The 25,823-nt window shown below is 34.2% G+C and carries 26 protein-coding genes; 16 read left to right on the top strand and 10 right to left on the bottom strand.

The window, feature by feature from the left end; genetic code table 11:
• From bioA to mtaB, 8 genes are all read left to right on the top strand, one after another.
• Positions 1-1,287, top strand: coding sequence for an adenosylmethionine--8-amino-7-oxononanoate transaminase (bioA, locus tag GCQ56_RS08485; protein WP_227006032.1), 1,287 nt, complete (start codon positions 1-3; stop codon positions 1,285-1,287).
• A 16-nt stretch (positions 1,288-1,303) separates the two neighbouring features.
• A complete protein-coding gene (locus GCQ56_RS08480; RefSeq protein ID WP_152734029.1) occupies positions 1,304-2,419 on the top strand; it encodes an 8-amino-7-oxononanoate synthase in 1,116 nt (371 codons plus the stop codon).
• Complete coding sequence (locus tag GCQ56_RS08475; RefSeq protein WP_152734028.1) at positions 2,409-3,098, top strand: DUF452 family protein; 690 nt, start codon at positions 2,409-2,411, stop codon at positions 3,096-3,098. Before GCQ56_RS08480 ends, GCQ56_RS08475 begins: the two co-directional genes overlap by 11 nt.
• Positions 3,079-3,840: a malonyl-ACP O-methyltransferase BioC gene (bioC, locus tag GCQ56_RS08470; RefSeq protein ID WP_152734027.1), complete on the top strand. Its 762-nt coding sequence runs from the start codon at positions 3,079-3,081 to the stop codon at positions 3,838-3,840. Before GCQ56_RS08475 ends, bioC begins: the two co-directional genes overlap by 20 nt.
• 6 nt (positions 3,841-3,846) lie before the next feature.
• Complete coding sequence (gene bioD, locus GCQ56_RS08465) at positions 3,847-4,524, top strand: dethiobiotin synthase (protein WP_152734026.1); 678 nt, start codon at positions 3,847-3,849, stop codon at positions 4,522-4,524.
• A gap of 412 nt (positions 4,525-4,936) precedes the next feature.
• Positions 4,937-5,581 carry a ferredoxin--NADP reductase gene (locus GCQ56_RS08460; protein ID WP_152734025.1) on the top strand — a complete coding sequence of 215 codons (645 nt, stop codon included), beginning with the start codon at positions 4,937-4,939 and terminating at the stop codon, positions 5,579-5,581.
• 15 nt (positions 5,582-5,596) lie between these two features.
• The gene (miaB, locus tag GCQ56_RS08455; RefSeq protein WP_152734024.1) at positions 5,597-6,961 is read left to right on the top strand and encodes a tRNA (N6-isopentenyl adenosine(37)-C2)-methylthiotransferase MiaB; all 1,365 of its coding nucleotides are present in this window, start codon (positions 5,597-5,599) and stop codon (positions 6,959-6,961) included.
• Positions 6,939-8,225, top strand: a complete 1,287-nt coding sequence (gene mtaB, locus GCQ56_RS08450; RefSeq protein WP_152734023.1) for a tRNA (N(6)-L-threonylcarbamoyladenosine(37)-C(2))-methylthiotransferase MtaB — start codon at positions 6,939-6,941, stop codon at positions 8,223-8,225. Before miaB ends, mtaB begins: the two co-directional genes overlap by 23 nt.
• A 47-nt stretch (positions 8,226-8,272) precedes the next feature.
• Here mtaB and GCQ56_RS08445 read toward each other — a convergent pair whose 3' ends face one another.
• Positions 8,273-9,397 carry a universal stress protein gene (locus GCQ56_RS08445; protein ID WP_152734022.1) on the bottom strand — a complete coding sequence of 375 codons (1,125 nt, stop codon included), beginning with the start codon at positions 9,395-9,397 and terminating at the stop codon, positions 8,273-8,275.
• Positions 9,398-9,684: 287 nt separating this feature from the next.
• On the opposite strand from GCQ56_RS08445, the gene rpsF reads away from it, so the two are divergent.
• From rpsF to rplI, 3 genes are read left to right on the top strand one after another with little or no spacing between them, the layout of a single operon-like run.
• On the top strand, positions 9,685-10,035 hold the full coding sequence (gene rpsF / locus GCQ56_RS08440) for a 30S ribosomal protein S6 (RefSeq protein ID WP_152734021.1): 351 nt from the start codon (positions 9,685-9,687) through the stop codon (positions 10,033-10,035).
• A 3-nt stretch (positions 10,036-10,038) separates the two neighbouring features.
• Positions 10,039-10,308: a 30S ribosomal protein S18 gene (rpsR, locus tag GCQ56_RS08435; RefSeq protein WP_127345003.1), complete on the top strand. Its 270-nt coding sequence runs from the start codon at positions 10,039-10,041 to the stop codon at positions 10,306-10,308.
• Between the two features lie 23 nt (positions 10,309-10,331).
• Positions 10,332-10,775, top strand: a complete 444-nt coding sequence (gene rplI / locus GCQ56_RS08430; RefSeq protein ID WP_152734020.1) for a 50S ribosomal protein L9 — start codon at positions 10,332-10,334, stop codon at positions 10,773-10,775.
• Positions 10,776-10,883: 108 nt separating this feature from the next.
• Here the strand turns inward: rplI and GCQ56_RS08425 are convergent, their stop codons facing one another.
• Positions 10,884-11,396 (bottom strand): CAP domain-containing protein, encoded by a 513-nt coding sequence (locus tag GCQ56_RS08425; protein ID WP_152734019.1) that lies wholly within the window; start codon positions 11,394-11,396, stop codon positions 10,884-10,886.
• Positions 11,397-11,590: 194 nt separating this feature from the next.
• On the opposite strand from GCQ56_RS08425, the gene GCQ56_RS08420 reads away from it, so the two are divergent.
• Both GCQ56_RS08420 and GCQ56_RS08415 read left to right on the top strand, forming a co-directional pair.
• Positions 11,591-12,301, top strand: a complete 711-nt coding sequence (locus tag GCQ56_RS08420; RefSeq protein ID WP_152734018.1) for a hypothetical protein — start codon at positions 11,591-11,593, stop codon at positions 12,299-12,301.
• A gap of 92 nt (positions 12,302-12,393) precedes the next feature.
• Positions 12,394-13,695 carry a cobyrinate a,c-diamide synthase gene (locus GCQ56_RS08415; RefSeq protein ID WP_152734017.1) on the top strand — a complete coding sequence of 434 codons (1,302 nt, stop codon included), beginning with the start codon at positions 12,394-12,396 and terminating at the stop codon, positions 13,693-13,695.
• On the opposite strand, the gene GCQ56_RS08410 is transcribed toward GCQ56_RS08415, so the two are convergent.
• Genes GCQ56_RS08410 through GCQ56_RS08400 form a run of 3 tightly spaced genes read right to left on the bottom strand, consistent with a single transcriptional unit; the run spans position 13,692 to position 15,255 of the window.
• On the bottom strand, positions 13,692-14,561 hold the full coding sequence (locus GCQ56_RS08410) for a fructosamine kinase family protein (RefSeq protein WP_152734016.1): 870 nt from the start codon (positions 14,559-14,561) through the stop codon (positions 13,692-13,694). The two genes, GCQ56_RS08415 and GCQ56_RS08410, sit on opposite strands and share 4 nt — an antisense overlap.
• Positions 14,561-15,034: a low molecular weight protein-tyrosine-phosphatase gene (locus tag GCQ56_RS08405; RefSeq protein WP_152734015.1), complete on the bottom strand. Its 474-nt coding sequence runs from the start codon at positions 15,032-15,034 to the stop codon at positions 14,561-14,563. Before GCQ56_RS08405 ends, GCQ56_RS08410 begins: the two co-directional genes overlap by 1 nt.
• 11 nt (positions 15,035-15,045) lie before the next feature.
• Entirely contained in the window at positions 15,046-15,255 is a 210-nt protein-coding gene (locus GCQ56_RS08400; RefSeq protein WP_152734014.1) for a zinc ribbon domain-containing protein, read from the bottom strand.
• A 424-nt stretch (positions 15,256-15,679) separates the two neighbouring features.
• On the opposite strand from GCQ56_RS08400, the gene epsC reads away from it, so the two are divergent.
• Both epsC and cysK read left to right on the top strand, forming a co-directional pair.
• Positions 15,680-16,519 carry a serine O-acetyltransferase EpsC gene (epsC, locus tag GCQ56_RS08395; RefSeq protein ID WP_152734013.1) on the top strand — a complete coding sequence of 280 codons (840 nt, stop codon included), beginning with the start codon at positions 15,680-15,682 and terminating at the stop codon, positions 16,517-16,519.
• An 11-nt stretch (positions 16,520-16,530) separates the two neighbouring features.
• Positions 16,531-17,439 carry a cysteine synthase A gene (gene cysK, locus GCQ56_RS08390; RefSeq protein ID WP_152734012.1) on the top strand — a complete coding sequence of 303 codons (909 nt, stop codon included), beginning with the start codon at positions 16,531-16,533 and terminating at the stop codon, positions 17,437-17,439.
• Positions 17,440-17,496: 57 nt separating this feature from the next.
• On the opposite strand, the gene GCQ56_RS08385 is transcribed toward cysK, so the two are convergent.
• The 3 genes from GCQ56_RS08385 to GCQ56_RS08375 all read right to left on the bottom strand — a co-directional run bounded on the left by GCQ56_RS08385 (position 17,497) and on the right by GCQ56_RS08375 (position 20,807).
• Positions 17,497-18,168 (bottom strand): carboxypeptidase-like regulatory domain-containing protein, encoded by a 672-nt coding sequence (locus tag GCQ56_RS08385; RefSeq protein ID WP_152734011.1) that lies wholly within the window; start codon positions 18,166-18,168, stop codon positions 17,497-17,499.
• 96 nt (positions 18,169-18,264) lie between these two features.
• The gene (locus GCQ56_RS08380; RefSeq protein ID WP_152734010.1) at positions 18,265-19,530 is read right to left on the bottom strand and encodes an ABC transporter permease; all 1,266 of its coding nucleotides are present in this window, start codon (positions 19,528-19,530) and stop codon (positions 18,265-18,267) included.
• A 50-nt stretch (positions 19,531-19,580) separates the two neighbouring features.
• Positions 19,581-20,807, bottom strand: coding sequence for an ABC transporter permease (locus tag GCQ56_RS08375; RefSeq protein ID WP_152734009.1), 1,227 nt, complete (start codon positions 20,805-20,807; stop codon positions 19,581-19,583).
• A gap of 634 nt (positions 20,808-21,441) precedes the next feature.
• Between GCQ56_RS08375 and GCQ56_RS08370 the strand changes: the two genes are divergently transcribed.
• Complete coding sequence (locus GCQ56_RS08370) at positions 21,442-22,059, top strand: class I SAM-dependent methyltransferase (protein WP_193323745.1); 618 nt, start codon at positions 21,442-21,444, stop codon at positions 22,057-22,059.
• Between the two features lie 4 nt (positions 22,060-22,063).
• Here the strand turns inward: GCQ56_RS08370 and GCQ56_RS08365 are convergent, their stop codons facing one another.
• Positions 22,064-22,468: a thioesterase family protein gene (locus GCQ56_RS08365; RefSeq protein ID WP_152734007.1), complete on the bottom strand. Its 405-nt coding sequence runs from the start codon at positions 22,466-22,468 to the stop codon at positions 22,064-22,066.
• Between the two features lie 277 nt (positions 22,469-22,745).
• Complete coding sequence (locus GCQ56_RS08360) at positions 22,746-25,694, bottom strand: C25 family cysteine peptidase (protein WP_152734006.1); 2,949 nt, start codon at positions 25,692-25,694, stop codon at positions 22,746-22,748.
• Between the last annotated feature and the right edge of the window lie 129 nt (positions 25,695-25,823).

Raw genomic sequence — 25,823 nt, 5'->3', positions numbered from 1 at the left:
ATGACAGTAATGAATGAACCAATGGATTTAGCATTTGATAAGGAGCATATTTGGCATCCTTACACTTCTATGCATAATCCCTTGCCGGTTTACCCTGTTGAATCGGCTGATGGAGTACGAATTAAACTAGAAGATGGAAGAGAATTAATTGATGGAATGTCTTCCTGGTGGTGTGCGATTCATGGATACAATCATCCTGAACTGAATGAGGCGGTAAAATCTCAACTTGAGAAAATGTCTCATGTGATGTTTGGTGGATTAACACATCAACCTGCAATTGATCTTGCCAAACTGCTTGTTGAGATTACTCCAATAGGTTTAGAAAAGGTTTTCTATTCTGATTCTGGCTCTGTTGCAGTTGAGGTTGCGATGAAAATGGCTCTTCAGTACAGATTTGCTACAGGAAATTTCAAAAAGAATAAGTTTTTATCGATAAAATCAGGTTATCATGGTGATACTTTTAATGCCATGTCGGTTTGTGATCCTGTTACCGGAATGCATGATATTTTCACAGGGGTTTTACCTATAAATTTCTTTGCTGATTCTCCATCCTGTAAATTTCAAGATGAATGGGATGAACAATCTATAGATTCAATCAGATGTATGATTGAAAAAAATCATGAAGAGTTGACTGCAGTGATTCTTGAGCCAATCGTTCAGGGTGCAGGAGGAATGCGATTTTATCACCCTGAATATTTGAACCAATTGCGTGCTATATGTGACAAATTTGACGTTTTGCTGATATTTGATGAAATTGCAACGGGATTTGGAAGAACAGGTAGATTATTTGCATGCGAACATGCCAATATCGAACCAGATATCATGGTCGTCGGCAAAGCTATTACTGGAGGATACATGTCTTTTGCAGCTACTCTTACCACAAGAAAGATAAGTGACGGAATATCTGGAAGTTCTCCAGGATGCTTTATGCATGGTCCTACTTTCATGGGAAATCCTTTGGCTTGTTCGCTTGGAATAGCCAGTATTTCCTTACTGTTGAGGTCAAATTGGAAGCAGAATATAAAACGCATAGAAGGCATTCTAAAAGACAAGTTATCCTCAATTTCAGAGGATGAGAAAGTGAATGATGTTAGGGTTTTGGGTGCAATTGGTGTAATTGAGATGAAGGAAGCTGTGGATATGGCGGATTTACAAAGAAAGTTTGTAGACAAAGGAATTTGGGTGAGACCATTTGGTAAGCTTGTTTACCTTATGCCTCCCTATGTTATTAGTGATGAAGATTTGAATTTCTTATGCGAATCATTAATAAATATTGTTGAATGCTAGATTTTTGATGATAATTATGAATTTAGAAAGATACAAACAAGAATTAGATAAATTGCGTGATTCAGGCAATCTGAGAAGCTTAAAAAAAATCTCGGATAATGATTTTAAAGTAAATTTATCATCAAACGATTATCTTGGAGTTAGCAAAAAAAATATACCACGTCCAAAAGGGAATGCATTTGGATCAGGATCTTCACGTCTACTCACAGGGAACTTTTGCGAGTATGAAGCGCTTGAAAATGAGTTGGAGAAACTCTATGGAAGATCTTCTCTTTTCTTTAATTCAGGATATCATGCTAATATTGGAATTCTATCTGCTTTAGCTGGAAAAGGAGATTTAATTATATCCGATAAATTGAATCATGCAAGTATAATTGATGGAATTAGGCTATCTAATGCCGATCACGTAAGATTTAAGCATAACGATTATAAGCACCTTATTCAAATACTAAAGAATAAAAGAAATGATTACGATCAGATTTTTATTGTGAGCGAATCTATATTTAGCATGGATGGAGACGAAGCTGACATTGAAAAACTGATTGAAATTAAAAAGAACTACAACTGCCTTTTATATATTGATGAAGCTCATGCTCTTGGAGTTAGAGGCGATAAGGGGCTTGGGTTGACTGAGGAATTAAATTGTATTGATGATATTGACCTACTTGTAGGAACCTTTGGAAAAGCAATGAATTCAATTGGCGCATATGTTATTTGCGATCCAATTCTGAAGGATTATCTTATTAATAAAATGAGATCTTTAATATTTACCACTGCACTACCTCCTATTGTTATTAGCTGGAATCATATCATGTTAAGGACAATAGTTAAAATGAAGCTTGAAAGAGAGCATCTTAACACACTATCAGAGCAATTTCGTGAAAAATTAATTGAATTTGGTATAGCCACAGCGGGTAGCTCCAATATTATTCCAGTTCTTGTTGGAGATAGTCAAAAATGTGTAAATTTAGCTGAATACCTCCAAACGAAGGGATTTTTAGTCTTTCCTATAAGACCTCCGGCTGTTCCAGAAGGTACATCCAGACTACGATTATCGCTTTGTGCGGATATGAATTGGGAAGCAATAAAGGATTTACCTGCAATAATTAAAGAGTATTGTAATGAGAACTAAATGGATTGATAAAAATGGTAAGGATAAGTGCATACTTTTCATGAATGGTTGGGGATGCGATGAAAACCCTATGAAAACCTTAAATCCAAATGAATATGATATCTTAACCTGTTATGATTATAGAGATATTTTATTGCCTAAGGAGGTAAATCGTTTGTTTGAAAACTATGCCGAAATTCATTTAGTTGCTTGGTCATTGGGTGTTTATGTGAGTAATTTGACTTTAAATCAGTATAAGGAATTGTTTTCTTCAAAGATTGCAATAAATGGAACACTCTCACCTATTGATAATTTAAAAGGAATCCGTCCTGCTGTTTTTCAAGGGACTATTGATGGTTTGAATGAAAGAAATCTAGAAAAATTCTGGATGAGAATGTGTGGTGGAAGATCTGCTTTCAATCTATTTAAAACCAATAAGCCACAGAGAAAATTAGATGAACAAAAGGAAGAGCTGATTACATTACAGAAAATTATTCAAAATCATTTTATTGATTGGAATGTATTCGATTTTGCATTAATTGGAAGTAATGATATGATATTTACATCTGATAATCAGAATAATGCATGGGGAGGTGTTTTAAAAATAATAGAAAGAGATTATTCACATTTTTGCTTTGACAGGTGGAAATCGTGGGATGAATTAATTGAAGATTTAAGCAGTGGAACATCAGGAAATTAATAAAGATAAGGTACAAAAGGGATTTGTAAAAAGTATAGAAACCTACAGAAAGCATGCAATTGTACAAGAGGCAATTGCGTCGAGGTTGATAAATGAATTACAAAGACATTTTCAGGGAAAATTCTCAAAAGTACTTGAAGTGGGTTGTGGACCTGGGGTTCTGACTGAGAAGTTCTTCAGTAACTTTGAATCAGAACAATACTTTGCAAATGATATCGTAAAAGAATACTCTGATGTATTGGAAAATATCAATTCGAATATAAAATTTATTGGTGGAGATATTGAAAATACCAGCTTACCTGATTCTTTAGATATGATAGTGTCAAGCTCTACATTTCAATGGTTTACAAATCTGGATATTTTCTTAAAGCGTGCTTATCAAGTCCTCAAACCCGATTCATTTTTAGTTTTCAGTTCCTTCGGACCAGATAACTACAGAGAGATTCGAGATGTCGAAGGGAAAGGATTAAATTATCTTTCTTTTGCCAAACATGAACGCTTATTGAGTGAGAAATTTGAAATTATTTGGAGTGATAGAGAAACCATTACCAGGTACTTTCCTACTCCATTGGGCGTTTTAAAACACATGAAACAAACAGGGGTGAATGGAATTCCAGGAAAAGCGTGGACAAAGAGTGATTTAACTAGATTTGAAGAAGATTATAAAGATCTGTTTGGCACCGAATTAGGAGTACCTCTCACCTATCAGCCTATTTATTTTATTGCAAAACCTAAAAAGTAAACTTGAATGACAACCTATTTTATTTCAGGAATAGATACTGATGCCGGAAAATCATATGCTACCGGCTTAATGGCTAAATACTTACATCAAAACAATCGTAAGATAATTACTCAAAAATTTGCACAAACAGGCTGTCAGGGAATATCAGAAGATATACTTACGCATCGTGAAATTATGGGCGTTGAATTGTTTGAGGAAGACAAAGATTTTACTACTTGTCCTTTTGTTTTTGACTATCCTGCATCTCCACATTTGGCAGCAAATATGCAAAATAAAAAGATAGATATTGAGCAAATAAACAATTCAACTAAAACATTAGAAGAAAGATATGAAATTGTTTTATTAGAGGGAGTTGGAGGCTTACATGTTCCTATATCATTAGATTATTCATTATTGGATTTTTTAGAAGAAAAACGTTATCCCGTAATTTTAGTTACTTCTTCGAAATTGGGAAGTATAAATCACACTTTAATGAGTTTGGAAATAATGAAAAATCGTAACATTCCTCTTCATGGATTAATTTACAATCACTATCCAGCAAAGAGTGAATTTATTTTAAATGACTCTATAAATGTATTTCATCATTATCTAGAGAAATTTGGATTTGATTGCCCTATTGTGGAAATTCCTGTCTTCGAAAAATCTTCTGATGCAAATGTTGAATTTGGAAAACTATTTCATTAGTTTATATAATTATATCAATTTTATTGATGTGACTAAATTCACATTTTTCTGATCCTATTTTAAGCTTAAATCCACAAAGTATACCTTACTAAGATACATAAGACGATTAAATATTAAATTCTCAGAGGGTTTACAATGACAAATACTACCTAAAACTCTCAGTATATCAACAATAAAGCATCTGTTTTCAATCGTGTAAATTCATGGTGATTTAGATGAAAAGTGATCATTTTTGCTACTTCTGCTTCGTTTTTAATAAAATTATGACATTTACAGATATAAAGGTCCTATAATTCTTGTTACTTCCCTGAATTTTGTATTTTTTTGTATTCGCTTATTTGAATTGATTCCACATAGCGAAATCTCTTATTAAAGGAGAAACATTTGGAATTTAAATATCGATTATAAAATAATGAGATCACATAAAGTTACAGAAGTACGAAATTTAACTCCATCTACATATATCATTCAGATGGAAAAAAATGATTTTACATTTACAACAGGTCAGTACATCACATTAGGATTTACAGGAAGTATCGATCGAAGAGAGTATTCAATATACAGTTCGGAGAATGATAAATATCTTGAAGTTTTGATTAAAGAAGTTGATGAAGGTTTAGTATCTAAAAAACTAAAGAGATGTAAACCTGGCGATTACCTGGATGTTGATGGTCCGTTTGGACATTTTTCTTTGCAAGAAAGTGAATTGGAAACTAAGAAATTTCTATTTATTGCAACCGGAACTGGTATATCTCCTATTCATAGTTTTATTGTAACACATCCGGAATTGAATTATACTGTTCTTCATGGTGTTAGAAAGGAAAATGAAGCTTATGAACGTGATGAATATAAAAATGGAAATTATATTTTATGTACTTCGCGAGAAGAGTCTGGTAATTTTCATGGAAGAGTTACTGAATATCTGAAACAAAATCCGGTTTCATCGGATACAATTTGTTACTTATGTGGCAATTGCCACATGATTTACGAGGCTTATGATATCCTTGAGAAACAGGGAATCACGCTAGGTCCAGTACATACAGAGGTCTACTTTTAATTGAATTATAGTATTATGAAATATCATTTAGTTTCATTAGGCTGCCAGATGAATGCCTCAGATGGTGAGAGGGTTCGATCTATAATTGAAAGCATGGGATATCAGTGGACTGATAAGGAAGAAGATGCAAATTTGATTGGAATTTTAGCTTGTTCTGTTCGACAAAAGGCGATTGATAAGGTTTATTCAAAAATTCATAAATGGAACAAGTGGAAGAATAAACGCAATTTGGTGACCTTTGTTTCTGGATGTGTTTTACCTTCCGATTTGGAGAAATTTTTAAAGTTATTTGATATTTTATTCCAAATGAAGGATTTGCCTAAATTGCCTGAAATGATTCAGCAATATGGTATTGCAACTCCTGTTGGACTGCAGCAAGGCTTTGATTCTCAGAATGAAAATATTTCAGAATTTTGGAATGTGAAACCAAATTACACTTCTGATTTTGAGGCTTACGTACCTATTCAAAATGGTTGTGATAAGTTTTGTTCTTTTTGTGCAGTTCCTTATACCAGAGGTCGAGAAGTATCTCGTCCATCGGATGAAATAGTACAGGAAATAGAAAACTTGGTAGATAAAGGTTTTAAATCCATTACCCTGCTTGGTCAAAATGTTAACTCATATGGGCTTGATAAAAAAGGTAAAGAAGTTGATTTTCCTGAATTGCTAAGAAGAATTGGAAAGTTAGGAAATCGATTAAATAAAGAATTCTGGATTTATTTTACTTCTCCACATCCTCGTGATATGACCGATGAAGTAATTGAGGTGATAGCACAATATAAATGTTTGGCTAAGCAAATCCATCTACCAATTCAATCTGGTGACGATAAAGTTTTGATTCATATGAATCGAAAGCATGGCATGGAGAAATATAGACAGATTGTTCACACAATAAAGAGGTTGATTCCTGAGGCAACCTTATTTACAGATATTATTGTTGGATTTACTGGTGAAAGCGATGAACAGTTCGAAAACACAAGGAAAGCAATGGAAGAATTCAAATATAATATGGCTTATATTGCAATGTATTCTCCTCGTCCAGGAGCTCTTAGTCATAGATGGTTTGATGATGTAAACTTAGATATTAAAAAGCAAAGGCATCATCAACTTACTGAAGATTTAAAGCTATATTCCCGGAACTATAATGAACATATGGTTGATAAAACTTACCGAATTTTAGTAAAAGGAAAGGCTCGCCACGAGGGGTATTTAATGGCGCTAACTGAAGGAAAAATTAATGTTCGATTTTTATCTACAGATGAAAGTTTAGTTGGACAATTTGTTGATATCAAAATTACATCAGCAGCCGATTTTTCTGTTGAAGGAAAACTAATTAAGATAAACGAAGAGGTAGAAGGTGAAGAAAAAGGTAGCATTTAAGACACTTGGTTGTCGATTAAATCAATACGAAACTGATGCATTGGCTTCTCAGTTTCAAAAAAATGGTTATGAATCAGTTTCATTCGATAAGGAAGCCGATGTATATGTAATTAATTCATGTACTGTGACTCATCAAAGTGATCATAAATCACGTAATTTTATTAGTCAAGCCAATAGACGAAATCCTGATTCGGTTTTGGTTGTCACTGGTTGTATGGCTAACAATTCTAAGGAGGAACTGGAAGGTAAACCTGAAATTAATTACGTGGTTGAAAATGATCAAAAATCATCTGTTTTTTCACTTGTTGATGCGCACTATAAAGGTGAAATTATTCACCCATCGAAATTAAATACAGATTTGTTTTCATACGGATCAACCGTTAAAGGTTTTCATACCCGTAGTATGATAAAAATTCAGGATGGTTGTGATAATTTCTGTACTTTCTGCATTATTCCATCGGTTAGAGGTCGTGCGGCTAGCAGACCAGTTGAGGATATTCTTAACAACATAAAATCGGTTGTGGAGAATGGAGCAAAAGAAGTGGTATTAACTGGTGTAAATATTGGCAGATATGATTATGAAGGTAAGAATTTTGATGATTTGATTGAGCAAATTTTGGAATTAGAAGGGGATTTTCGCCTTCGTATTTCATCCATTGAGCCTGATGGTTTCGGAGATAAGTTTCTTAGCTTACTGAACCATTCTAAAATAACTCCTCATTTACATTTGTGTTTGCAAAGTGGTTCGGAGTCGGTACTGTTGCAAATGAGAAGAATGTATACTGCTAAACGTTTTAAGGAAATTGTTCAGAAAATCAGGGCTCAAAATCCAAACTTTAATATTACAACAGATGTAATTATTGGATTTCCGAATGAAACAGAAGATGATTTTAATGCTACCTGTAATCTTATTAAGGAATTGAAATTTGGACATGTTCACACCTTTAAATATTCAATTCGAAAAGGTACCCGAGCCGAAAGAATGCCCAACCATGTTGATGAAAGAATCAAGTCATCGAGAAGTGAAGTTTTAAGAGGCATTGCAGAAGATGTAAAGATGGATTATCGAAAATTGTTTATAGGTAAAGAACAAGTCGTTTTAGTTGAAAAAACAGATGAGAATCAAGCTAGAGGATACGGTGAAAACTATATTCCTGTGAAATTTACAGGTGAAAACATAGAAAAAAATCAGTTCTATAAAGTGAAAATAACTGGTATTTCCGATGATGATGATCCGGTTTTATTGGGTGAAATATTAAAATAAAAAAAGACGCAAACGCGTCTTTTTTTTATTATTTGCATATCTATATATTAATGAAATACTAAGATTGGCATGTGTGTTTTAATAAATAGTTTTCTTGACATTTGTCCAAAGAATAGTCGTTGTAATAAATTGTGTTTTCTTGCTAAAATTGCAATCATTCCAATGTCATGATCGTGAGTATATTTCTCAATTCCTTCCATTTTATTATTCTCGTGAATAATTCTGCAACTCACCTCTGATTCACCTAATGCTCTTTTCAAATACTTTCTTAAGATTTGCATGCGATGTTCTTCAATAGGATCTTCAATTTCCTTCTCTTCGAAGTGAACACAATGGATTTTCATATCATAAGGCTTTGTAATGTATTTTAGATTGGCAATTGCTCTAAAATCCGCCTTATCGAAATCAGTTGCATACATGATATTATCAATTTCATCTAAATCGATCTGTTCTCCCTGATCTGATAGGATTAGCACCGGCACATTGGTTTCTTCCAAAACATTTGACACCACACTACCAAGTAAATTTGTAGTTCCAGCTGTTTCTCCCCTACTTCCCATTATCATTAAATCAGGTTGATATTTCTCACATTGAGTTAATATTTCGGATGATGCTGTTCCTCCGCTTAATGCATAATCAACTTCAATTCCATCAATTTTTTCTAACTCCAAGCGATTACGAATATCATAGTAGAGTTCTTTAATACGTGCTTTGGCATTTTTTTCCACTTCTGACAGTACCTCTACAACCGTTGAGTTGTAAGTATAACTATCTGAAAATGGAACCGATTCGATTGCAGAAGCAAAATAAGTGTGAAATAGTAAGATATCCGCATTAAATTTTTTTGCAATTCCTACGGCTGAATCACAAAGTTTTGGTGAGAAATCAGAGAAATCTACTGGAACTAAAATTCTATTTACATCTAAATTCCTTTGAGGAAAATTTTTATCCAAATCTTCCTGAGCATAACTCAAATCGAGTTCTTCAATGATTTTAAGAGCTCGATTGAGATCTTCTTCCTTAATTCGAACTTTTACTCCACCACCAATAGCAGATTGTATTAAATTCAAATTCTTCAAATAGCACTCAACTCCTTCTGATTCCAGACGAGTTTTAAGCAATTGGGCTCTAGAGTAACTATATGTCGCTAATGTTATCATCCTGTCCTTCATAAGCCTGTGTTTAGTTTAACCTTTAGTAATAAGTTACAAAAAATTAGGAGGCTTGCCAAGTGTAGCAAGGAATACAGATTGAGAACAAATTATTATTCATATATAAATAACATATTTCGTAAATAATACTTTAAAATGTTTCTGTTTTTCTTGATTCAATTTGTTACTTTTGCGCCTTGTAGCTGAATAAACATCTACTATTCTTGAAAAATCAAAAAAGAATAGTTAATTTTGCGGCTCAATAAAAAACACTTAATTATTAAGTATTAAATTAAATTATTTAAGTTATGTTGAATCATTATGAAACCGTTTTCATTGTAACTCCCGTTTTATCTGAGGCTCAGGTAAAGGAGGCGGTAGAAAAATTCAAGACTCTTATCACAACTAACGGCGGTAAGATCGTAAATGAGGAGAACTGGGGACTGCGCAAGTTGGCTTATCCAATTCAAAAGAAAAGCACTGGTTTTTACCAATTGCTTCAATTTGATGCTCCGGGCGAATTAATCGAGAAATTGGAATTGAACTACAGACGTGATGAGAAAGTCATCCGTTTCTTAACTTTCAAGCTTGATAAGTATGCTTTTGAGTACTCAATTAAAAGAAAAGGAAACCTTAAAGAAACTAAAGAGGAGAAATAAGTCATGGCACAGAATCAATCAGAAATCAGATATTTGACCCCACCTTCAGTTGAGATCAAAAAGAAAAAATACTGTCGTTTCAAGAAAAACAAGATTAAGTACATCGATTACAAAGATCCTGAATTCTTAAAGAAATTCTTGAACGAACAAGGAAAGATCTTGCCTCGTCGTATCACAGGTACTTCTTTAAAATACCAGAGAAAGGTTGCTACTGCAGTTAAACGTGCTCGTCACATTGCATTGCTACCATATGTAACTGACATGATGAAATAATCTTTAAAGAAGGAGGAAACGAAATGGAAGTAATCTTAAAACAAGATATCCATACTTTAGGATATAAAAACGATATCGTAACTGTTAAGAATGGTTACGGAAGAAATTATTTGATTCCTAATGGTATTGCAATTTTAGCTACAGAGTCAGCTAAAAAAATGCATGCTGAGAACATGAGACAAAGTGCTCATAAGCAGGAGAAAATCAAAAACGAAGCATTAGAAATTGCTAAGAAATTAGAAGGTGTTACTATTAGCTTAGGTGCTAAAACTAGTACTACTGGTAAAATTTTCGGATCTGTTAACAACATTCAAATTGCTGAAGCATTAACTGCTCAAGGGTTCGAAATTGACAGAAAAGTGATTTCTATTAAAGACGCTGTAAAAGAGATCGGTAAATATACCGCTACTGTAAAACTTCACAAAGAAGTTAAAGTAGAGATCGAATTTGAAGTAGTGTCGGAATAATTCGCTTCGAAATAAAATTAATTTAAGTTTTAACAGACAAACTTAAAGCTTTTCAAACAAACAGATTAAAACCATCTCGATTAACGCTTGAGGTGGTTTTTTTATACCCTATTGTTTTGGTTTTCCAAAATCTTGAGTCCAATAATTACCTACTCTACCAACTCCCATTTCTGTAAAGTTAGGATTCATGATATTAGCACAATGTCCCTGACTTCTTAGCCATGCATTTACAACAGCGTTTTCGTTTGTGTATCCAAAGGCAATATTCTCTCCAGCATAACTGTAATTGTATTCAACTTCATTTAATCTATCCGTAAGGCTTCTGCCATCGGATGATTGATGCTCAAAAAAATCATTATCAATCATATCCTGACTGTGATTCAATCCGGCTTGTTCCAGTTTGGTATTCCAACTTAATTCTCCAACTGGCGGATAATAAGTTTCCCCGCAGGTTGTGCCAGAAGCTCTAACTTCATTCACCAATCTAAGCAGTTCATTTTCACTAATCGGATTTTCATCAATGTTAATCTGATCTTCTACAAATTCATCCTTACTGCTACTACAAGAGGTAAAATTCAGTGATGACATTAGGAATAAACCTGCAATAATAATTCTTCTCATACGCTATAATTAATCTATTAAACATGCAGGTTGATAATAAGGTTGTTGGTACGAATATAGAGAATTTTAATAAAAATTAAACTTTCATTGACTTATTTAGAATCTCTTGTGTACGTGATTAAATAAGGGATAAGATAATTTTATGCTTCTTAGATTTTGTGTAAATTTATATTTTGATACGTAAGCATAATTGAATGAAAATACTCTACTCTACTATATTCTTAATTCTAATATCGTGTTTCTCTGGCATCTGCCAGCGAGATTATTCCTACGTTCCTTCAAAAAGAAATTTTAAAGCCAAATATGTCAATTACGATCATAAAAACAGAAAAACTTTTACTGAAATTTGGCAATTATCTGGGAAATCGAAAGATAAATTTGGAAATATAAAGTACAATATTGAGTCCGAAATTACAACAATAAAGCAAAATACATTTTATCAATATTTTCACTTTACAAGTAAAGATTCTAACTTTTTTATGGGAGCCGAACGATATTTAGATCCGATTAAATTAGACTCTTACCAACGAATGGTAATTAAGATTAAAGCTGATAGTGTACTGTTGCCTTTAAAACCAATTATCGGACAAATGCTACCGGAAGCTATTTGTCAAGCTAGTATTTTAAGAGGAACTGGATCTATTTTAATGTCGATGAATGTATTACTCATAAATCGAAAAGTAGATGGTCAGGAAAGTATTGAAACACCCGCAGGAAAGTTTACCTGCTATCGGATTTCTACTGATAAAATATCTTATTCCGGAATTTCTAAATCGAAGACTAAAGTAGTCGAATGGTATGCCATTAATGTAGGTTTAGTTAGAATGGAGGAATTCAATAAAAAAGGACATTTAATCAACTATAAAGTGTTGGAGAGTATCGCTGAAGATTTTTTCATTCCCTAAAATTATCTTTTCTGAATGTATAATGAATTAAATTTGATGAAGTATACTTTAAAATTTAATTCTATTTTTGCCTCCTTATTATTTTTATTTCTATGACTTCTATACCTCAATTTTTGATTGCTGCTCCTTCGAGTAATAGCGGAAAAACTACAGTTACGCAAGGATTACTGAGAATCTTCAAAAACAATGGTTTAAGCGTGCAAGCATTTAAATGCGGACCTGATTATTTAGATACTAAGCATCATGCGTGGGCTTCTGGAAATGTTTCTATCAATTTAGATACATTTATGAGTAGCGAAAAGTATGTGCAAGAATTGTATCAAAAATATTCTCAGAATAAGGATGTTTCTGTTGTTGAAGGTGTAATGGGCTTATTTGATGGTGCAAAAAAAATGAAGGGAAGCTCTGCCGAAATTGCTGAACGTCTTAATATACCGGTAATTCTTGTGGTGAATGCAAAAGCTACCGCATACTCGGTTGCTCCTTTACTTTATGGATTTAAAAACTTTTACAAGGATATAAATCTTGCTGGTGTGATTTTTAATTTTGTATCGGGAGAATCCCATTATCAATTTCTAAAAGATGCCTGTGAAGATGTTGGCGTTGAAGCTTTAGGATACGTAAAGAAAAATGAAGAGATCAGTCTGCCATCACGTCATTTAGGGCTTCAAATCTCGTCTACAGACAAATACGAAGATAAAATTGAACAGATAGCTTCCCACATAAATGAAACAGTAAATGTGGAGCGATTAATGGAAATCACTTGTAAAGATATTACTGTTCCTGATCAAATTGAGTCAAATAAAAAAGGGAAATTAAAGATTGCTGTTGCAAAGGATGAAGCTTTTAACTTCACTTATCATGAAAATCTTAAAGCACTTGAAAAATTAGGTAATATTGAATATTTTTCACCTATTCGGGATCAGAAATTGCCTGAAGCCGATCTACTATATTTTGCTGGTGGATATCCTGAACTTTATCTAAAGGAGTTAAGTAAAAATACGAAATTGAAATCTCAAATTTTAAACTATTGTGAAAATGGTGGTAAGGTATTAGCCGAATGTGGTGGTATGATGTATTTGAGCGATTCTATAGTGGATAAAGAATCTAATAAATATCCTATGATTGGCTTTTTTAAGCAATCTGCATCAATGGAAAATATGAAACTCCATTTAGGTTATCGAAAGATTAATCTTAATGGAGTTGAGCTTTTCGGACATGAATTTCATTATTCACACCTTAATGGAGCTGAAGAGAATTTGAGTATTGGTGAAGTTTATTCTGCAAGAGGTAAAAAATTGGATACACATATCTTTAAAAAGAAGAATACCATAGCTTCTTACATTCATTTTTATGGCGGAGAAATAGATTTGATTAAAGTCCTATTTGATTAATGCAAATAGGACCACACAAGCCTTACAGCTTGTCCGTAATACGAATTTCCGAATAAATTAAGGTGATTCAATACATGATATAACATGTAAATGTTTTCTCTGTAATCATAGCCTTGTGGCAATGGCTTGTGTTTCGAATACGTATCGTAGAAGATATCATCAAATCCTCCAAAAAGTTTCGTCATTGCCAAATCTGCTTCTCTATGTCCATAATAAACCGCTGGATCAATTAGAACTGGATTAGAATTTACATCACACAGATAATTGCCATTCCACAAATCACCATGTATCAGAGTTGGCTTTTCTTCACTCCCTTCCAGTATCTCTTCAATTCTGTTTTCCAGGATAAGAAAACCATTTTTTAGTTCATTGCCAGCCAAACCTTTTTGTTCGGCTAGCTTGTATTGATATAACAAGCGTTTATTGTAATAAAAATCTATCCAGTTTTCAGCTTCGTTAGGTTTCGTAGTATTAAGCTGAGGAGTTGATCCTATATAATTATCCTCTTTGAATCCAAATTTAAAAGCAGTTCGGGAATGAAGGTTCGCCAATTGCTCTCCAAAATGAATAAAGAATTTCTGATCCTTTCTTCTCTGCTCTATGAACTCAAGAAGCAGGAAATTCTCATCAACCAATAGCACTTCGGGTACACGAATGCAATTTGTTTTTGCAAGCTCTTTAAGACCATTCGCCTCCTTCTGAAAAACATCAGACAATTCGGATCCTGTTTTCAGAAAACCAGATCGACCGTCCTCAAATTCAATCTGATCGGTTTTAGCAATTGATCCACCAGTAACAGACTTGTAGTTGACAATCTTCTTCCCCGCCCAATCTTCTATTTTATTTACAACTCCTGCTGCTTTCATTAATTTAGTTCTTTAAGCAATCCTTCACATGCGTCCTCTAAAATATCTAAAACCAATTCAAATCCATCCGATCCTCCGTAATATGGATCCGGAACTGAATCATAATGCGTATACCTGGAGCAGTAATCAGTCATTGATTTAATTTTATCAAGATCAGATTTCTTGCGTGCCATCCCTTTCAAATCAGATACATTTTGTTGATCCATGCCAATAATTAAATCAAATTGATCAAAATCTGTCGCAGGGTCGAATTGACGAGCAATACTTGTTAAATTGTAATCACGGCGAGCTGCGTGGGTCATCATTCTCCCATCGGCTCTTTCGCCAGCGTGCCAGCCTCCTGTTCCAGCTGAATCGCATTCAAATTCATCATCAAGCATGTTTATTTGTAAAAAGCCATTCATTACAGCTTCAGCACTTGGTGATCGACAGATATTTCCTAAGCAGACAAAAAGTAATTGTTTTTTCATCATCGAGTATAATATTAATTGGTGAAAAAATCGAATATATTCCCCAATTGACTTGTGCTGGCCTTATAAAGCTCGGTATAGGAACACCTTGTACAAGTTACGGTAGTAAATTTTTTATTTTGAACATCGAATATTTTGGCAAAACGACCACCGGTTGCTCTAAATTCATCTGTTTCAAACTGTTTATTTCCACATTTTGGACATATATACTTTGAAGTACTCATATTATTCATGTTTTTGTAATTTGAATATAAATAAAATTAACGAATTTCATGTTTTCGTATAAATTATTCTCTCCTTATCAAATAACAATTAATTAACAGAAAATATAAGACAATGATGTCTTGTTTAAGTTTTTTTTCATAAGTTTGCTTTTAGAAACTTCACAATGAAAAGAGATATATTGCATACAACAATTTCAAATTTTAGCCAAAACTCTTTGGCTGATCTTGCTATGCAATCGAATCATTCGTACTTTTCATATTATTCCCAAATATCAAAAAACAATAATAACCAAGTCTGTTGTTGCTATTGTTGTTGCTGTTAGATAGATAGATACTTGATCTTACTAATATTATTCGCTATTTGGGAAACTACATGTATTCCTTATTATTTGGTGTATTCACACTTTTAAAATCAAAATTAACAATGGGTTACCTAAGTAAAGTAATGGAAGAATTACAAGCTTCCAGAAAAAATTCAGACTACGATATGCCTTCACGGGATTTGGCTCAAAAATTCGTTGAGGAATCAATGAATACATTATTTCCAATAAGTGCCAGAAGATCTAAAAGTAGCTGTGATCAAGAATCATTATTGTATCAATTAGAATCAAGTTTAAAGCTTCTTTTACTGCCTGTAAAAGGTGAATTGAACGCTCCTTTAGAAAAAGTTACTCATGATTTTATGAAGCAATTGCCCGCTGTTTATAAGGCTTTGCTTAAAGATGCTGAAGCAATTCAGAAATTTGACCCTGCAGCAGATCGATTGGGAGAGGTTATTATTGCCTATCCTGGATTTTTCGCAATTATGGTGTACCGATTAAGTAATGTTCTTTATCATTTATCAGTACCGATCATTCCAAGACTTATGAGTGAGTATTCCCATACTAAAACCGGAATTGATATTCATCCAGGGGCCACTATTGGAGAATCATTCTTTATTGACCATGGAACAGGTGTTGTAATTGGAGAAACTGCCATAATTAAAAACAATGTCAAAATATATCAGGGAGTTACATTAGGAGCTTTACAGGTGAAGAAAAGTCTTGCCAACAAGAAAAGACATCCTACTGTTGAGGATAATGTAATAATATATTCCAGCGCTACCATATTAGGTGGGGATACAGTAATTGGCAGAAATAGTATTATTGGAGGAAACGTTTGGCTTACGTCAAGTATTGAATCCAATAGTATTGTATATCATAAACACGAAACCAAGGTTAGAACCAACCTTGATGAAAGTAAAATCATAAATTTTCAAATATAAAAATTAGTCGTATGAAATTAAATAACATTTTAGAGGGAGTTGGAAATACTCCAGTGGTCAGGATCAATAAAATATTTAGCAATGCAAATGTTTGGATGAAATTAGAACGCTCTAATCCAGCGGGAAGTATTAAAGATAGAATTGCATTATCAATGATCGAAAAAGCCGAGATAGATGGTTTATTAAATAAAGATTCCGTTATTATTGAACCTACATCTGGAAATACTGGTGTTGGTTTAGCAATGGTTGCTGCGGTAAAAGGATATAAATTAATTCTCGTAATGCCCGATTCCATGTCGGTGGAAAGAAGAAGCTTAATGGCAGCTTATGGCGCTGAATTTGTTTTAACTCCTCGTGAAAAAGGGATGAAAGGTGCAATCGAAAAAGCTGAAGAATTGATTAACAATACACAAAACTCATGGATGCCTTCACAATTTGATAATGAAGCCAATGTTGATATACACAGAAGAACAACAGCTAAAGAAATTATCGAGGATTTCCCTGATGGTATTGACTATTTAATTACCGGTGTTGGGACTGGTGGACATATCACGGGTGTGGCAGAGATTTTAAAGAAAAATTTTCCAAATCTTAAAGTATTTGCTGTAGAACCAGAAGCATCTCCGGTTATTAGCGGAGGAGAACCTGGTCCTCACCCACTTCAGGGTATTGGTGCAGGATTTATTCCAGAAAATCTAAATGTTAAAATATTGGATGGTGCAATAAGTGTTAGCAAGGATAATGCTTTTGCAAAAGTGAAAGAATTAGCTGTAAACGAAGGTATTTTGGCAGGTATTTCTACTGGAGCTTCACTAGCTGCTGTTGATAAAAAGTTGAGTGAAATTGAGAATGGAGCAACTGTTCTTACCTTTAACTATGATACTGGAGAAAGATATCTTTCTATTGAAGAGTTATTCTAAGACATAAAGGCTGATTCAATTCTGAATCAGCCTTTATTTACATTTTAAGTTGTTTTTTTAGCTTCCTTGTTTTGTTTTAATCTCTACAACTCCGTTTGCTCCCCTTATCCCATGTATAGCAGCCTGACTTCCCTGTAGCAGCCTAATACTTACAATATCATTAGGAGTTAATGATTCTAGAATACTTCCTCCCATAATCACACCATCAACAGAAATTTTTGCTGCATTATTTCCTGTTATGGATTTTATCCCTCTCATAATTATTTCTCCGTTAACATACTGTAAGGTTGGAAATTCACATTTAATAATCTCCAATACTGTACTATATCTTCCGTAACCATTATCTTTTGAATACTTCTCGACTAATTTATCGAATTCTTCAACTTTCAAAATGTGACCTTTATAAACCGCGATTTGCGATGCTTCTGAATTTTTTGACAATTCAAGATTAACTAGAATTGGTGAAGTCTTTTTAGTATTAATTTTTATTTTTTTACTCTGAAATCCTTCGGCAATAATGAGTAATTTATCTTTTGAATTGCAACTAAGAGTAAACTCTCCCATTTCATTTGTTGTTACTATTTTTTTAGAGCTTTTAAGTGTAATCTTTGCATTTACTACCGGAATGGTCTCAAAAACTACTATACAACCTGTTACTTCTCTATTTTGTGCAAACAGGTTACTCACACATAACATTGCAATTAGAAAAAGATACAATAAACGTTTCATAAAAAGATAGGTTATAAATTTATAGTAAAATACAATTTTATCTTTAACAAAACAAAACCTTTCTCAACGTCAACTAATTAAAAATAAAACAGTAAGCTATCCATCATCACGAATTGCCTCAATTGGTCTAACTTCCATAGCTCTTTTGGCAGGAATAACTCCAGCAAAAAGTCCAGCTATTATCAAAATAAACAAAGCTATTAATGCAACATTGAAATCAACCTCAGGATTGGTAAACATACTTTCGTCACCACCTCCATTTTGTATCGCCTTACTGATTACTTCCAAAAGCAAGACTCCAAATACCAATCCAAACCATCCGGCAATGGCGGTTAAAACAACCGATTCAGTTAAAATAGAACTAATAATTATGGATGGAGATGCTCCTAAGGCTCTTTGAATACCAATCTCTTTTGTTCGTTTTTTTACGATAAAAAGCATGATGTTACTGACCCCTATAATTCCTGCCAACAAAGTACCTGTTCCTACAATCCAAATTAATCCGGCAATTCCCATAAATAAGTTATTGATTTGAATGAACTCTTTCTCCACATTATTACTCCCAATTGCTCGTTGATCATCTGGGTGAATTTTGTGTCGGCGCTTTAGCAGAGCTTTCACTTTTTCTTCTACATAAGTAGCCGTATATTCTTTTTTTGAGGTTATTGAATAGTGTCCAACTCTATTCCCATAATTATAGGTCTTTTGCAATGTTGTAAAAGGAATAAAAATGCATTGATTCTGCCAATCGCCCCAACCTTGGTTGTGCATTGATTTAAATGTACCTACCACCTGAAAGAATACGCCATTAATTTTAATATATGTTCCTATTGGATCTTCATCCTCCTCAAAAAGTACTTCTATCACTCTTTTTCCTAAAATCGCAATTTTCCGTTTTTCATTCATATCAACCTGGTTGAGAAAACGACCAGCTGTAATGGTTACAGGATCTATTTTATTCACCTCTGGCACATCGCCCAGAATATTAAATGCTCCGGTTTTTAGTTTATGAATTACATTGTTGTTACCATCTCCTCCACGCGCCTGAATTCGAGGAGCCAAAAGAGCTATCTCAGGTATATTATCCAAAATGGCTTTAGTATCCTGATTAGTAAAATTGTATCTTCTGCCTTGTTTGTAACCTTTGTAGGGTTTACTCGTTGGTTGCGCCCAAACAAATACCGAATTTGTCGCAAAATCTCCCATTCCATGATATACACCATTTTCGAGTCCCTGACCAGAGCCAAGCATAATAATGAGCATGAAAATCCCCCAAAAAACACCAAATGCTGTCAAAAAAGTTCTTAGTTTATTGGCTCTTAGCGCCATATAAATTTCGGTCCACCTATCTCTATCAAACATATATTATAAGGTATAATTGCTATTATAAAATTGATTGTAATTTATTGAGATTATTCGTCGGCTAATGCCTCAATTGGTTTTACATTTGCCGCTTTCCAAGCTGGAAAGAAACCTGCAATTAGTCCAGCAAAAACGAGTACAAGAGTAGCTTGAATCCCAACACTTAAATCTACTGATGGGTTCATGAAAAACTCTATTTGAGTATGTGGAGCCAGCACTTCCAAAAGGATTACGCCAAATACCAAACCAATATATCCTGCCACAGAAGTAATCAAAACGGATTCTAATAAAACGAGACCGACAATTGAATTTGGTGATGCTCCCAAAGCCTTTCGTATTCCTATTTCTCTGGTTCGTTCGCGTACAACAATTATCATTATATTGCTAACACCTACAATACCTGCAATAATTGTGAATGCCCCAATTATCCAGACAAATATCCTTATCCCTGCAAAGAGCGCCATTGTACGTTGATATCCTTCCATATTGTTGTTAATCCACATGGCTCTTTTATCTGTTGGATCAAATTTATGACGAGAGGCAAAACTACTTCTAATGTGATCCTCCATTTGTTTTAGAGCCTCAATATCGTGAGTGTTTGTTGTGAAAGACATATTTGAAATTCGATTGGCACCATTAAATACTCTTTGAGCAGTAGATACAGGTACATAAACTCGTTGCAGGTCGCGTTCCGAATGATCGGTGAAGGTTCCTATCACCTGAAAAGGAATACCATTAATTTTTATGTATTTCCCAACAGGTTCTTCTTTTTTAAATAAAGCCTCCTCGACTATGGTACTGATAGAAACTACTTTCCTAAACTTTTTCACATCTACTTCATTTAAAAACCGACCTTTTATGGTTGTAGTATTTTCCAATGTTTCGGTATCAGGATGAACCGCAATGATATTGTAATTCACAAATTCGGATTTATAGGAGAGTAAATTATTCCTCCAAATGGAAAATCGAGAACTGATTTTATCAACATCTATACCCGAATCCTTCGTGCGATCGTAATCTTCATTCGTAAATTGAATTCTACGCCCCGGCTGCATTCCATTAAATGCTAAACTAGTTCTTCCACTGTATATCCATAAGCTGTTTACAGCATCGCGTTTAAATTGATCCAAAACACCATTTTGTAATCCATTGCCTGAACCTAATAAGATAATAAGCATGAATATTCCCCAGGAAACACTAAATCCAGTAAGAATTGTTCGCAGTTTGTTTTTTCGAATGGTTTCGAAAATCTCTTGCCATTTGTCTAAATCGAACATATGCAGTTTTTTAGAATTGTACATACAAATACACACAAGACTGTTGCGTGATTTCTGTGGTATCCTAAAAATGAGTGGTAATTAATAACATGGATGGCTTTCTTACTGCAATATAGAGAAAGAATTAAAAGAAATCAAAATATTTTATCAAATATCAAATGAATATATGTGAGAATCTGAGAATGTTAAATAATGTTTAAATCACAATTTAAGGCAAACATGTTGTTGACTTATTACAAATTTATTCTACTTTTGCGCCCGATTAAGACTCAAGTATCTCTCTTATTAGTGTAATCGCTAGATTATCAATGGAGAGATCTTTGAAAATTAGGGGATTTTCATAAAATGAGTTTTTTTAGTTAGTTGGTTAATGGTTAGAAAAAATGGCTGTATGTACAGCCATTTTTCGTTCCCAAACCATTTAATCTTTTTTAACTTTCCTTTGCAGCTGTTAACCGCAGTATGCCTTACCTTTGATATGTAATCAAAACAAAAAAAGAACAGAGTAGTTTTATCATAGATTGAGATTAAGGTTAACACGTAGTGTTAGAAAGGATCGAAGGAGTTCGATCCTTTTTTTATGCCTGATAGTTTGTGCATAGCATCCTTTTTTTGTTCCTTAGAATCTATGAAATTGGATGATATATATAGAGGTATTCCTCTCGATAAAATTCCCTGGAACCGAACAATTCCTCCTTCATTATTATCAGATTGCATTGAGAATAACACTGTTTTTCCCAGTCATATTCTTGATTTAGGTTGTGGATTGGGTCACTATTCAGCCTATTACTCCCAAAAAGGCTATCAAATTACAGGAATAGATTCTTCAGAGATATCTATTAAACATGCCAAAACTTTGTTTGAGTCGAATCACTTAAAAGGAGATTTCTTTAATCAGGATTTGTGTGGAGAATTGAAACTTCCGAAACTAGAAGTTGATTTTGCCTTCGATTATGAAGTGTTACATCACATTTATCCGGAACAGAGAGATTTTTATCTTCGAAATGTGAAAAGTTTACTCAAAAAAGACGCTTATTATCTTTCGATCTGTTTTTCCGAAGAGGATGTAAATTTTGGTACTAAGGGAAAATACAGAACTACGCCAATTGGTACTCGCTTGTATTTCTCTTCAATATCAGAAATTAAAGAATTGATGGAAAAACATTTTACAATCATTGAATTAAAACAGGTAGAATTGCCTGGTAAACCAATTCCACATCAAGCAATCTTTTGCCTGATGCGGAAATTATAATATTCTACTTTAAGTACTCGCTAAAAAGCTCGTCAAATACTTCTCCCTTAGACAAACGACCCTTAACCAGACAAATAGTAAATACCTTGCCTTTGGCACAAAGTTTATTGTCCGACATACGGTAAATGTCTTCATGAAATATCAACTTCACACCTTCTCTTTTCACATATAACTTAATCTCAAATTCATCACCACTAGTTAAGGAGGTTTTGTAATCAATTTCGATACGTGAAACCATAGCGTCTACTCCTTCTTCGTGCAATTGCTTAAAATTACTTCCAATCGACTCTAAAAATTCATGACGTGCATGTTCTAAATAGTTTTGATACACAGAGTTATTTACAACTCCCTGCAAGTCACATTCATAATCGCGTACCTTAAGTTTTAATGTATATATGTATTGATTCATTGTAGTTGAATAATATAAGTTTGATAAATGAATGGTGAAAGTAAGTAAAAGCAATTAAATCTAGCATTTCTATTAAGATAAAATAGGTCAAAGAAAGAACCGGAAACCCAAATTAGATTGTTCTTCCGGTTCGATAATTAAAAACTACTACTTATTATCAATGATCAAATTAAATTCGATCAACTGAATTGGTGTGACTCATGCACCAATTTAGTAAGTTTTGGGACTGTATTAGGGGAATAACAGTCCCAGGAAAGCAAAGTATATCAACAAATTATTACTTCACTACTAATTTCTTTGTCCAGCTTTTATCTTCCTGGTTAATCTGCACGATATAGATACCACTGGCAAGCTTACTTATATCCAATTCTTTTGCTCCATCAGTAAGATATGTTCCAACTACTTTTCCTGTTAAATTGATAATCTTTACACTCATTTCACCAGAAATACCTGTCTGATCAATCTTAAAATGATCTACTGCAGGATTAGGATAAATATTAATTGTAACATTATCAGCAATATTTCTATCTCTTGAACTACTTCCATCTCCTACCTGAATAGTATAATCCTCAATTTCTCCATAGCTAGAGTTTCCACAAGGTTCTGGTGTTGAATTGTACGTAACACGCACTCTCATTCGAGTAGAACCTAAACTTGCTGTTGAAGGAACCTGAATTGAACCTGTTGCAGTTCCAAGACTACTGCCATAATTGTAATTCAAAACATACTCTTCATTCGATCCGGTAAATTCTCCATCTCTATTCCAATCGAACCAGACGGTTACGTGATTACGTGAATCTGGACGACCGATACTTACAGTAATATTGTAAGTTTCTCCCTGATCTACATTTGCAACCTGAGAAGTATTGTTAGAGTATCCATCACAAGTTGTACTGTTGTTAATATCTCCGAAGCTCACATTCGAAATGTATTCGTATGAACCACATCCATTGGTTGTTGCCTCACAATAATCCTGAACAATAACCGGACTTACAGAGATCATATTCGTAATGGTTTTGGTATCGGAACTACCACTATTGGCAACAGTTAGTGATACGGCATAAGTTCCTTCGCTATTATAGGTAACTGTTGGGTTCTGCAAACTACTTACCGATGGTGAACCACCTGTAAATGACCAATTCCATGAAGTTGGACTGTTTGATGATAGATCGGTAAAGCTAATGCTCTCACCTTCGTTAATGCTGGTTTTATCAGAAGTAAAGCTTGCAACTACATCATCACCGCCACTACCGCTTATGCTAATATCAGCTACATAAGGAATTTTGTTGTAACCTGTTACGGTCAATTTAATTGTTCCGTTTGAAGGAAGTGGACTAAAACTTATACTTGCAGCACCATTACTTGTCTTGGCAGTTCCAATAATTTCACCATTTAAAGTCATAGATACCCAGGCATCGTTAGTAGTACTGGTAATGTTGAAACTATTAGATCCTGGCACCACAGTTCCCGAATGATTTACCTGCAATGCACTTGGGGTTTTGGTTCTAATTTGGAGTGAAGGATCACCAAACACAGTCCATGTATCCAGCATATTTTCACCACCTGATCCGTAAACATCAACCATTTCGAACATCCCGTTAAGGGCAATACCGGCAAAGGTTCTTCTGATATTGTTGGCGTAACTCTCAATTAGAATGTCATTCATTTCCGTTTGAGCAATCATTGGAGGAACCCACGATTGATTAATGGTTGAAGCACAAATAGCCATTGCTCCTGTTGGTTCTCCGTTATTTGTAGCGCGTAACCATGCTTCAGCAAAACAAGTTATATTTTTAAAATTACCATTTACACAAGCAACATCGAATATAAAAGGAAGCTTATTGTTGTTGCTTAAGTTATTTACGTTAGTACTGGTATAAACCATACTTGCAAAGCCGGTATTGGATCCGTGTCCAACATAGTTGATAATTCCTTTCCCTGCATTCAATAAGTTGGTCAATTGTGCTGCCGATCCGCCATCTTGATTGCAAGGAGTAATATTGTATCCATAACCTTCCAACTTTCCTTCAATGGCGCTCATGTGTTGTTCATCAGATGGATTCGATCCTTCATTTGAAGCGATACCAACCCCAGAAGCCAACCATGTATCTGATACAGTAACATCTCTTTCGTAATGAATGGTTCTTTCTACCTGAGTGGTAACTTGAGCTCCAGTCTGTGCTGAAAAACGTCCGACAAATATGTCGATGTAGTGGTCGTTTCCTACGATGAAACCATAGTTGTTATCCGAATCTCCTGCGCCTGTTGATGACGTAGGAACCTGTGGAGCATCTCCAACTAACAACAAGTAAGTTAATCCATTGTTGCTGTAGTAATTGCTTACATAGGTTTTTATAGCAGCTGCACTACCAATAGAACTGTAGGCTACCATCTCAACACGAATACCCTTTTGCTTTTTCCATGCAACGTAATCTGCCATTTCGTCCATATAATCGTCGTAGCAGATGATCAGCATGTTGCCTGGCTCATCGTTTAAGGCAGCATACTTTGTATTCGATGGTGCATAGTTTAGAAAATGAGATTGATACACTTTTTCGAATCCATTATCTGCCACAGAAGACTTTGTGCCCGACATTACATTCTTAGTAGACATTTTGCCACTATCGCTTACTTTCAATTCAATATGAGTATAGATTCTCAACTTTTTCTGAACCGGATTGTAAGCAATTGGATTCACTACAAGAGCTTGACCACGAACACTTCTTAAAATATAAGGATCGTTCATTGTTGCTAAATCCGAAGGGTAAAAGGCATCTTGCTGATAAGCCTCTCCATAAGTATATGGAATGGATTTAGGATCGATATCACGAGTAAGATTACCCTTTGAGGAAACTACTTTGATATCATCAATTTCGATAAATTCGGAAGACACCACTTCTACCTTCATGTCGGCTCTTGCCGGAATCGTAATAGATTGAGCAAAGCGAGGAAGTGCGGGATTTCCTTTTTCAAGGATGTCTCCCATCGCATTTGCTTCCACCTTATAAGCATTTTCAGATGCAATCCAGATGAGATCGTAAGAGTTTAAATTAAAATCAATGTGGTACTCACTCCCTGAGGAAGATCGCAAACTCATCTCATTTTTATCGAAACGATCGTTCGGATTGATTTTAATGTGTTCTCGCTTCTGAGCCGAAGCTCCAATGCTCGTGAGTATGGCAATAGCCATAACCCATACTTTTAAAAAGTAAAGATTCTTTTTCATAAGTAAAATAAATTTAGTTTATAGTAATTAATCAATAAACAAATCACTACCTGAGTGCCGAGTCAAAACACACAGTAAATTAATAGGGTAGATTTATTTATTACAACCCTTTATTCCTGAAAACTGAAA

Origin of the sequence: Marinifilum sp. N1E240 (assembly GCF_009295825.1) — a bacterium.
Lineage (GTDB): Bacteria > Bacteroidota > Bacteroidia > Bacteroidales > Marinifilaceae > Marinifilum_A > Marinifilum_A sediminis.
This window is presented reverse-complemented; position numbering and strand designations above follow the sequence as displayed.